This window comes from Streptomyces niveiscabiei (genome assembly GCF_001419795.1).
GTDB lineage: Bacteria > Actinomycetota > Actinomycetes > Streptomycetales > Streptomycetaceae > Streptomyces > Streptomyces niveiscabiei.
Map to the genome: position 1 here is coordinate 1 of NZ_LIRL01000600.1, position 9,483 is coordinate 9,483.

The 9,483-nt window shown below is 71.4% G+C and carries 9 protein-coding genes; 4 read left to right on the forward strand and 5 right to left on the reverse strand.

Annotated features, from left to right (window positions below):
- A partial coding sequence (locus tag AOK24_RS27530) for a class I SAM-dependent methyltransferase (protein WP_055722752.1) occupies positions 1–568 on the forward strand: 568 nt, incomplete at its 5' end.
- 32 nt (positions 569–600) lie between these two features.
- Here the strand turns inward: AOK24_RS27530 and AOK24_RS27535 are convergent.
- Complete coding sequence (locus AOK24_RS27535) at positions 601–1,428, reverse strand: DUF1206 domain-containing protein (protein ID WP_055722758.1); 828 nt, start codon at positions 1,426–1,428, stop codon at positions 601–603.
- Positions 1,429–1,772: 344 nt separating this feature from the next.
- Between AOK24_RS27535 and AOK24_RS27540 the strand changes: the two genes are divergently transcribed.
- A complete protein-coding gene (locus tag AOK24_RS27540; protein ID WP_063799525.1) occupies positions 1,773–2,642 on the forward strand; it encodes a GlxA family transcriptional regulator in 870 nt (289 codons plus the stop codon).
- On the opposite strand, the gene AOK24_RS46390 is transcribed toward AOK24_RS27540, so the two are convergent.
- A complete protein-coding gene (locus tag AOK24_RS46390) occupies positions 2,543–3,100 on the reverse strand; it encodes a hypothetical protein (protein ID WP_206191274.1) in 558 nt (185 codons plus the stop codon). The two genes, AOK24_RS27540 and AOK24_RS46390, sit on opposite strands and share 100 nt — an antisense overlap.
- Before the next feature lie 620 nt (positions 3,101–3,720).
- Between AOK24_RS46390 and AOK24_RS27545 the strand changes: the two genes are divergently transcribed.
- Complete coding sequence (locus AOK24_RS27545) at positions 3,721–4,908, forward strand: S1 family peptidase (protein ID WP_055722753.1); 1,188 nt, start codon at positions 3,721–3,723, stop codon at positions 4,906–4,908.
- 203 nt (positions 4,909–5,111) lie between these two features.
- Here AOK24_RS27545 and AOK24_RS27550 read toward each other — a convergent pair whose 3' ends face one another.
- A complete protein-coding gene (locus AOK24_RS27550; protein WP_063799526.1) occupies positions 5,112–5,645 on the reverse strand; it encodes a GNAT family N-acetyltransferase in 534 nt (177 codons plus the stop codon).
- Positions 5,646–6,416: 771 nt separating this feature from the next.
- Complete coding sequence (locus tag AOK24_RS27555) at positions 6,417–7,334, reverse strand: helix-turn-helix domain-containing protein (protein ID WP_055722754.1); 918 nt, start codon at positions 7,332–7,334, stop codon at positions 6,417–6,419.
- Positions 7,335–7,486: 152 nt separating this feature from the next.
- On the opposite strand from AOK24_RS27555, the gene AOK24_RS27560 reads away from it, so the two are divergent.
- A complete protein-coding gene (locus AOK24_RS27560) occupies positions 7,487–8,035 on the forward strand; it encodes a hypothetical protein (RefSeq protein ID WP_159052003.1) in 549 nt (182 codons plus the stop codon).
- Positions 8,036–8,176: 141 nt separating this feature from the next.
- Here AOK24_RS27560 and AOK24_RS27565 read toward each other — a convergent pair whose 3' ends face one another.
- Entirely contained in the window at positions 8,177–8,842 is a 666-nt protein-coding gene (locus tag AOK24_RS27565; RefSeq protein ID WP_055722756.1) for a response regulator transcription factor, read from the reverse strand.
- Positions 8,843–9,483 lie beyond the last annotated feature (641 nt).

A 9,483-nucleotide genomic window follows, 5' to 3' on the forward strand; every position in this document is an offset into this window, starting at 1 on the left:
TGCCGGGTCGGCACGGGAGCCGCGGGCCGTCTGGAGGCGGGCGGACGCCCAGCGGCTGCCCTTCGGGGACGGGGAGTTCGACCTCGTCGTGTGCCAGTTCGGGGTGATGTTCTTCCCCGACCGTCCCGCCGCCTGCGCCGAGGTGCGCAGGGTCCTCGCGCCGGGCGGACGGTTCCTGTTCAACAGCTGGGGTCCGCTGGCCTCGCACGGCTTCGGGGCCGCCTTCCAGGCCGCCCTGGAAGAGGCGATGCCGGACGGCGCGCCTGCGTTCCTGCGTGACGTCCCCCACGGTTACGCCGATCCGGCGGTCGTCGCCGCTGACCTCGCCGCCGCCGGTCTGTCCCCGGCGGGCGCCGAGGAGGTCACGCTCGACGGTGTCGCGGAGTCGGCCGCCTCCGTCGCCACCGGCTTCCTCACCGGCACGCCGGTGAGCGCCACCGTGGACGCCCGCGAGGACGCGCGGGCCATCCGGGACACCGTCGTGCGGAGCATGACGCGGCGCCTCGGCGCGGGACGTGTGACGGCGCCGATGACCGCGACCGTCTACACGGCACACCGCGAGGGGTGATCGAGCGGGCCCAGCCCCGTTCGCCCCGCCGTTCAGACGTCCCGCCAGCGCGCGCTCGCCCAGGAGAAGATCCCGAAGGCGACGAGGCCGACGGCGATCAGCGCCAGCAGCCAGGGGCCGGCCGGGGTCTCGGCGAACGTCCGCAGGGTGTTGTCCAAGCCCTTGGTCGTGCCGGGCCGGTGCTGGACGGACGCGGCGATGGCGAAGCCGCCCGCCGTGGCGAAGACGACGCCGCGGGCCGTACCGCCGAACACGCCGACGACGGAGACGGCTCGACGGACCCGGCGGGACATCTCCGCCGTCCGGAGGTGCTTCTCGAACCTCCGCAGCAGCGCCCGCACGGCGATCCACAGGCCGGCCGCGGTCACCGCGGCACCGGCGACGCCGACGATCCACTGCCCGCCGGGCCAGTTCAGCGCCTTCGCCGTGAAGTCCCGGGAACTCTCGTCGGAACCGCCGCTGCCGCTGCCCGTGTCACCGGCCGCGTAGCGGAGCACCGAGTACGTGACGAATCCGTAGAAGAGGGCACGGCCCCCGGCCATCGCCCGCTTGCCCGGCTTGTCCCCGTCGGGGCCGGCCTGTCCGAAGACGGCCTCCGACAGCCGCCACAGGGACATGCCGGCCAGGGCGATCCCCAGCAGCCACAACAGCGGTGTCCCGAAGGGCTTCTGGGCGATCTCGGCGACCGCGCCGCCCCGGTCGGCCTGCTCCTCCTCACCGGAGAAGGCGATCCGCAGGGAGAGGACGCCGATCAGCGCATAGATGACTCCACGGCCGACGAATCCCGCACGGGCCGCCGTCGCGATCGCCCTGCCACGCGCCGTGCGGCGGATCTGTCCCTGTGCCGTTGCAGTAGCCATGCCCCACCGGATGCCCCCGAAGAGCGAAGCCATCCCAACACCGTCGTGGGGCCTCTGCCCGAACGCCGAGGCCGGGCCGGTGGCCCGGATCGCCTGGTTGCCGTCGTTCTGGACGAACAGCCGGGCGCAGTAGGGTCGTTGGATGGATGGGCACCAGGTCGTCGCGGTCGTCGGTTATCCCGGCGCGGAGTTGCTCGACATCGCCTGCCTGACCACGGCGTTCGACTATGCGAACCGGGCCGGGGCGACGCCCGCGTACCGGGTGTGCGTGGTGACGCCGGGGGGGCGGGCCGATCGACTGCCAGTCGGGGCTGACGCTCCAGGCGCACGGCGCGCTGGAACGGGTGCGCGGACCGCTGGACACGGTCGTCGTGTCGGGCGGTGAGGGACATGAGGCCGCCGCCGCGAACAGCGGGCTGGTCGCGCATGTCCGTCGGCTGGCGTACGTGTCCCGGCGCGTCGCGTCGGTGTGCACCGGCGCCTCGGTGCTCGCCGCGACGGGACTGCTCGACGGCCGTCGCGCCACCACGCACTGGCTGTTCGCCGACCGGCTCGCCGCCGCCTACCCCGCCGTCCGCGTGGATCCGGCACCCGTCTACATCCGCGACGGCAAGGTGACGACGGCGGCCGGCGTCAGCAGCGCGCTGGACCTGGCGCTGGCGTTCATCGAGGAGGACCACGGCGGCGAGTTGGCCCGCCAGGTGGCGCGCGGACTGGTCACCTACCTCCAACGGCCGGGGAACCAGGCGCAGATGAGCATGTTCGTCGCCGCTCCGGCCCCCGCCGACGACCTGGTGCGCGAGATCGTGGCGATGGTCCGCGACGAGCCCGCCGCCGACCTGCGGATCACCACGCTCGCCACGCGCGCCGGGGTGAGCGAGCGCCACCTCACGCGCCTCTTCCTCGCCCACACGGGGCAGACCCCGGCCCGCTATGTGCGCCTCGCGCGGACCGAGGCCGCCGCGCGGCTCCTCACGTCGAGCCGGCTGTCCCTGCAACGGATAGCCGTCCGCTGCGGATTCACGTCCGCCGAGACACTGCGGCAGGCTTTCGTGGCCCGGTACGGGGTCACGCCGTCGCACTACCGGGCCACCCAGGCGAGGAAGCCGGCCGGTCAGACCACCGCCACCACGATCGCGCCAGCCCCCAGGGGCACGTCCAGCAGCATGCAGAACTCGGCCAGCGACCTGGGCACCACCTCGTCGCGCAGGTAGTGGCGCAGATCCCAGGCGGCATGCGCCATCAGAGCCACCCCGGCCAGCGCCAGACCGAGGCGCGGCGCGAGGAAGAGCGCGGACACCGCCAGGCAGCCGTACCCGAGCAGGGCGACGGTCTGCGCGGTCAGGACCGGGCGGGACACGCCGGTGACCAAGCCGACGGCGACGAGCACCAGGGCCGCGACCCCGACACCGCCCCACCACACCAGGCCCGCCACCTCGCTGGCCACGACCACCGCGGAACCCCCGGCGATCCCGGCCCACGCGATCCACGGCCGGTCCAACGCCGCCGCGCCGAGGTAACAGAGCGCGGCCACGCACAGCACGATCGCCACCGGTTCCCGCTCGACGCCGGTGGTGAGCTGGAGAAACGCGGCGGCCAGGCCGAGCGCGGCCGGCCAGCGGTGCAGGAGACGGTGCCAGGCGGTCGGGGGTACGGGGTTCAGGGTCGTCATGCCGACGACCGTGCCTGCGGCGTGGCCGCCGCGTCGAGGCCGGACCGGCCGGTGGTCCGGAATCCTGGGATCCCTGTCGGGCAGACCTGGTCTCGGCAGGCAGGGGTCACGCCGGGGATGTTGTCGGGCGACTCCCGCAGGCCCGCTCGACGGTGTCGATCTGGGGGTGCGGCAAGGCCGGATCCACGGGCTGAACGGTGCCGGGAAGACGACGCTGCTCGGGGTGGCCTTGACCCCGCCGGGAAACGGCACGTACGCGACTGGCCGCGCAGTAGCGGCTCACCGGGTCCGACGCGGTGCCCCGTAGCCCGGCGGTAAGAAGCTCTACAGCCCGGACGCAGGGGCGAGGGGGCCGGGCCGGGTTTCTGACGGGGGGTGAAATTTCCGGTAAAGGGGGATTCTTATTCGACCGGTCGACAGCGAGGGCCTCGGTGATCCGGAAAATACGGACAGTTCGATCTTCTCTCTTGTCATGTCCAGTGAAGGTCGTTCAAGATTCAGGGGCGGTCGCCGGAAACGGCGGACCGCCGGATGACGGCCACCGGAAAAGGAGACCCCCATGTCCTTTTCCACCCCCCACTGTTAGCGGTCGTTCGTCCGGAATCCGGAAGGAACTCCCCTTGCGCATTTCCCGGAAATCCCTCGCGGTGCTCGGCGCCGCCGTTCTGCTCTCCTCCGTCACGGTCTCCGGCGCACAGGCCGCGGTCGCCTCGACGGGCCAGTACGACCCGGCCATGCTCAGCGCCCTGGCGTCCTCCCTCGGCGTGAGCCAGAGAGCCGCAGCCGAGCGCCTCGACCACGAGACGTCGCAGCAGCACACCCTCACCGCGCTGGAGCGCAAGGGCGTCGCGACGGACGGCGCGTTCTTCGACGCGAAGGGCCAACTGGTCGTCAACGCCGAGAGCACCCAGGCGGCCCAGCGCCTTACGGACGCCGGCCTGCACGCCCGCACGACCCGCCACGGCGAGAGCGAACTGAACAAGATCAAGGCCCAGTTGGACACGGCGGCGCTCAACACGACGCCCGCCGGCGTCAGTTCCTGGGAGGTCGACCTCGCCTCCGACACCGTGACGGTCAAGGTCGCCGACGGCAGCACCCCTGCCGCCCGCGCCTTCCTGAACCAGGCACGCGCCCACGGCGACGCCGTCCGCGTCCTCTCCGACCAGCAGGAACTCGCCCCGCAGGCCGTCATCAAGCCGGGCTCCGAGATGGCCTTCAACGGCTTCGTCTGCTCCGTCGGCTTCGGCGCCCGCGACTCCTCGGGCCGCCAGTACCTGGTCACCGCCGGGCACTGCATCGAGGACCTCCCCGTACTCAGCTACCAGGGGAGCCGCTTCGCGCAGGGCACCAACTCCCGCTTCGCGCAGGGCAGCCGCAGCGTCGACATGGGCATCGCCCGCCTCGACTCGGGCAACTCCATAGACACCGTGGTCAACACGTACGGCCGGGCCACCGAGCCCTCGGTGCTCGGCAGCCGGCGCGCGGCCTCCGGCGCCACGCTGTGCAAGGCGGGCCGGACCACCGGCTGGACCTGCGGACGGGTGAACTCGTACAACGTGTCCGTCACCTACTCCGACCCCAACGGCGGGCCCGACACCGTCGTCACCGGCCTCGGCAGCTCGTCCGTCTGCACCCAGGGCGGCGACAGCGGCGGCGCCTACATCTCCGGCAACCAGGCCCAGGGGATGACCTCGGGTGGCCCGTCGAGCCAGCGGTGCAACGGTTCGGTCAACTCGCCCGGGTCGTCGTACTTCCAGCCCCTCGACGACGCGCTGTCGTTCTACGGGCTGACCCTCAACACCGCGTGACCTTCGGGGCGGTGCGGAAGTGAGCACGGGGCCGGCCGCCATGTGGCCGGCCCCGTCGCGTTCGCCGGTCACATGTTTCTTTTGGGCGCCGGGCGATTTTTCGGGGATGCGGCGAGGAATCGCGGGGCTCATTTCGGCAGAACGCCCCTGCCGTATGCGCGGCTGAATTCCTCGGGGGATTCAGGAGATTCAGGGGATTCGGCCTATTCGGCCGAGGGCGCGGAGGGCTCCCGGGGAGTGTGCCTCGGCGTCAGTTCGGCGAGTACGTCGACGCTGTCCCGGCTCGTGGTCAGCGTCGCGCCGTTGCGGCGCAGGGCGCCGAGCGCCGCCGAGTTGTGCGCCAGCGTGTCGGCGACCACCGTCCGCGCGCCGGCCTTCGCCGCTTCGTCGAGGAGGAGCCGCAGAGCGGCGGTGCCGATGCCGTGCCCGCGCTGGGAACGGCCGAGCCACATGCCGGTTTCGAGGACGTCGTGGCTGTCGCGTAGAGCCAGCCGGGCCGACCCCACGACCTCGCCGTCGTGGACGATCGTGAAGGTGGACTCACGGAGCGGGCCGTCGAGCCCGGGGAACCGGGACCGGTGCCAGTCCCGGAAGGCTTCCCGGCGCTGCGCCGTCCATCCGGGCGGACCGGCCACGGGAGGCATGACCTCGTCGGGCACCGCGTCCGCGACGGCCACCGCGAGGAGCTCTTCGAGGGCTTCCTCGTCCATCTGCCGCACCGCCACCTGACCGACCACGAGCGTTCCTCTCCACCGACCACCGGACACCGGTTCCCGATCCTCACGTCCCTTGGAACGCCGCGCCAACGGTTTTCGCGGCGCCCCGGGACGGCGTACCCGTACCACGTCGGCGGACCGGTGCGACGACCGGGCGCATCGCCCGCTCCCGACCGCCACGGCGCCCGAGCCCTACGGCCACTCCCTCGCCGTCGGAGGCCACGCAACTGAGGGACGCGACCCGCCCGTCCCTCGGCGCCCGGGTGACCACTCCGGGTGTACCCCGTCCAGTACCCCGCCTTCGCACCCGACGGCACCGTCTTGTACGCCACCTCGCTCCACGCCCCCTCCAGCGGTACGACCTCGATCCGGCACGGGGCCTGACCGCTGGCCGAGTGGCAGACCTGCGCGAAGGGCCGCCGGGGGAGAGCAAGAACTGTCTGCGAGCGTGCCGAGGCCCTGGTGAGGGGGCGCGTCCGGCGAGGTGTCCGTTGTCTTTGCGGCCCCGCTGAGGGAGGCGGGTCGGTGGTCTCGCGGCGGGTCACGTTCAGGTTGCCCGTCGGTCCGTCCGGGTGGGGCGCCCCCGTCGCCCCTGTCGGTGACGATGCCGGGCTTGCCTTCCCCGAGGCGGTCAGGCGGGTGACCGCCGAGTCCTTCCGGGTGCTACTGCCAGATGTACCAACGGCGGTGGTACGCAGCCTGGTTGTACCGAAACTGTGCGCTCGCTGTCCGGCGTCCGGTGCGGCACAGTGGATGGCGCAGTGCACCAGCGATTCGGAGGGGATCGTCTTGTCAGGCTCGATGACCGGATGGGCTTCGAGGGCCGTCCTGTGGCTCTGTCTCCCAGCTGGCCAGCATCCGCAGGGCATCCGCTGAGGGGGTTCCCGGCTCGGCGTGGTGGGTGACCATGCGCATGGGGGCGCCTCCGGGCAGTGCCAGGGGTTCGTGGATGAGGTCGTACTCGCCCACCAGGGGGTGCCGCATGCGGACCACGTTGCCGCCGCCCCGGCATGTCACCTCGTGCCGTGCCCATAGTTGCCGGAATTCCGGGCTTTTCTGGGTCAGCTCCTGGATGAGGGAGGAGAGCTGGGAGTCGTCGGGGCTTTTTCCGGCGTTCATGCGGAGAACGCCGGCGATCTCCAGGTCGAGGAGGTGCGGGTCGGCGAACCTTTCACGCGCCTCGGGGGAGAGGAACATGAGGCGGGCGACGTTGAGATCCTCGGGGCGCAGGCGGTCCCAGTCTCCGAAGACGGCGAGGGCGAGCCGGTTCCACCCCAGGATGTCCAGCCGTCGGCTGATGACGTAGGCGGGCACGCCGATCGTGTCGAGCAGGCTCTGGATGCTGGGGCGCAGCGGCTGGGAGGACGGCGCGGCGTTCGTCGTGGCGTGCCGGCCGGGCTGGGCCATCCGGATCAGATGCTCGCGCTCCTCGGGGTTCAGGCGCAGGGCGCGGGCCACGGCGTCCAGCACCTCGTCCGACATGGTCTCGCCGTAGCCCTGCTCCAGGCGCGCGTAGTAGGCGTACGACACGCCCGCCAACTGCGCCAGTTCCTCACGCCGCAGGCCGGGTACGCGTCGCCGGCCGTGTGAGAGCACGCCTACGTCCTCGGGGCGGAGCCGGGCCCGACGCGACCGCAGGAAGTCCCGCAGTTCTGCGCGCCGGTCGAGTCCGGATGCGACTCCGTCACCCGTCGCCGCTTGTGAGGCCATCTGTGTTCTCCAGTTGTCAGACGTACCTGGTCGATGTGGAGCAGAGTACTCCACCGCCCCGGTGATTCATCGTGATACTTGGTATCACGTGGAAATGCAGTCTCTTCAGCCCTGGAGGTCACGGGCCGGTGCGCAGTGCCGGACGTGCCGAAATGGAGTTGTTTGACTCTAACGATCGGAAATTCCGTCGGAGGAAACTCGTCGTCGGCGGAAGAAAGCTCCGCCGTGAAAAGACTGAAAGAAAGGCCGACGTAATGTCGTTCGCTCGTCGTCTCTCCGGCGTCCGGTCGCACCGGACAGCGGTCGGTGCCGGTGTCGCAGGGTTCACGCTTCTCGCCGCCGCCTTCAGCGGTATCGGTCAGGCGCAGGCCGCGTCCCAGTGGACGCTCTGGGTCAACGCCCCCGGAGCGACCGGGAGCATCCGGATCCAGGACGGAGACGGTCAGCTCCATGGCTGCGCGCGCACGAATCTGCAACAGGGAGGCCGGAGCAGCACGAGGGTGGGGACCTACGTCGCCGGTTCCGGCAGTGCTGCCGGCATATGGGTCCTCCGCTTCAGCGACGCGGCCTGCAACCAGCAGGTGGGCGGGCCCGTCCGGTACAACATCCACGCGGACGAGGACCGGGACCGTTTCGGTTCCGACTGCCGGGACCTGACGGTCTGGGCCGACTCTACGCAGCACAGGTTCGGCAACTGCTGAACGCCCGAGTTTCCGCACCGCCCCGCCATGATCTCGGACCGTTGAGGAATGGGTGAAGCCGGCCCGGAGCAAGGAATCGCTCGAAAGGCGAGATCTCGCTCCGGGCCACTTCGTGTTTTCGGAACCCCACCGCCCGCCCGGTCAAGCCGGCGAGCGGGCCCCTCCCCGGACCCCGACCGGAGCTGCCGCGCAGGTCGTCGCGTCACGGCGCGCAGAGGGTTCCAGGCGCCCGAGCCAGTACAGGATCGCCTCGGCCTGATTCCGTGCCCCGAGCTTGCCGTAGACGCGCCCGAGATTGTTCCTGACCGTCCTGGTGGACAGGAAGAGCTGTTCGGCGATGTCGCAGACCCTGTTGCCGGAGGCGAGAAGTTCCATGATCTGCCGCTCCCGCGAGGTGAGACGGGGAAGCGCCGAGCATCGATCCGGCGCCTCGCGCACCTCTGATGTGGTCGCGCGTCGGAAGAGTTCCGCGACGATGCTCGGATCGAACGAGCTGACGCCTCGACAGGCGCAGGCCAGTACGTCGGCGAGGGGAGCGGGGCGACGCTTCTCCAGGAGGTAGCACGCGGCCCCATGACGCAGCGCCAGGTGGACGTCGTCCCAGTCGAGTCGCGGGGCGAGGAGGACGGCAGGGGGAAGCGTGGTCACGGCCCCGGCGGAGAAGCGTTCCAGCTCCTGCGCCATGCCCGTGCCGTAGAACAGCAGGACGTCGTCCTGGGCGCGGAGATCGCGCGGCTCACGGACCGGTCGGTTCGCGAGCCCTGCCAGCACGGTCGGCTCGGGGGCGCGGTGGCTGACGAGCGCCACGGATAACGGGGCCGGGGTGCGCGGGGAGGGACTGTGAACGTGCGCCGGGACGGCTCGGCGAAGATCCTTCGGGGCGAGAGACGCTGGTGACGCAAGGGGATCGATGGACATGCCCGGTCTCTTGGTCGTCGGAGGGCGGTGGGGGGATTCGGCAGCGGACTCAGGCTGTGTACGGCCGTCCGGGTGCGGGCTCCGGGCCGAGGAGCTCTCGGCGCGAGCCGGCGCGTCCTCGGCCCCTCGGTGCGTGGCTTTCCCCAGGTCGTGCGGTGCGTCGGCGGCAGGGAGCGGACGGGCGCATGAGCGGTTCGGTGGTCCTGCCGGGCAAGCGGCAGTCGGGAAGCAGAAGGAAACGGCGAAGCATGTGGGGGGTCTCCTGGACCGAGCGCGTGGGGAGCGGCCCACGCGGCGGTGTACGGGTGCACTGGCCGACAGCGTCGGACGTGCCGGTGCCCCGGACCTGGTCCACGCTGCGGGGGCCGAGGCAGATCCCCGGCCCGGAGCGTGTGCGATGCCCTGGGACCGAACACGATCGACAGCCCTCTCACCAGGTCTTTCGTGCGATGAGGATCACCGTAGGACACAGGGCGGGCCGCGAAGGAGCGCACGTCTTTGGAACGACTGCCAGTGGTACCACTGGCAGT

What these genes read in the sequence shown, in the direction of transcription:
- AOK24_RS27560 (WP_159052003.1), top strand. Translation starts at nt 7,487, where the DNA reads ATGGAGTTGTTTGACTCTAACGATCGGAAATTCCGTCGGAGGAAACTC.
- AOK24_RS46390 (WP_206191274.1), bottom strand. Translation starts at nt 3,100, where the DNA reads ATGACGACCCTGAACCCCGTACCCCCGACCGCCTGGCACCGTCTCCTG.
- AOK24_RS27555 (WP_055722754.1), bottom strand. Translation starts at nt 7,334, where the DNA reads ATGGCCTCACAAGCGGCGACGGGTGACGGAGTCGCATCCGGACTCGAC.
- AOK24_RS27535 (WP_055722758.1), bottom strand. Translation starts at nt 1,428, where the DNA reads ATGGCTACTGCAACGGCACAGGGACAGATCCGCCGCACGGCGCGTGGC.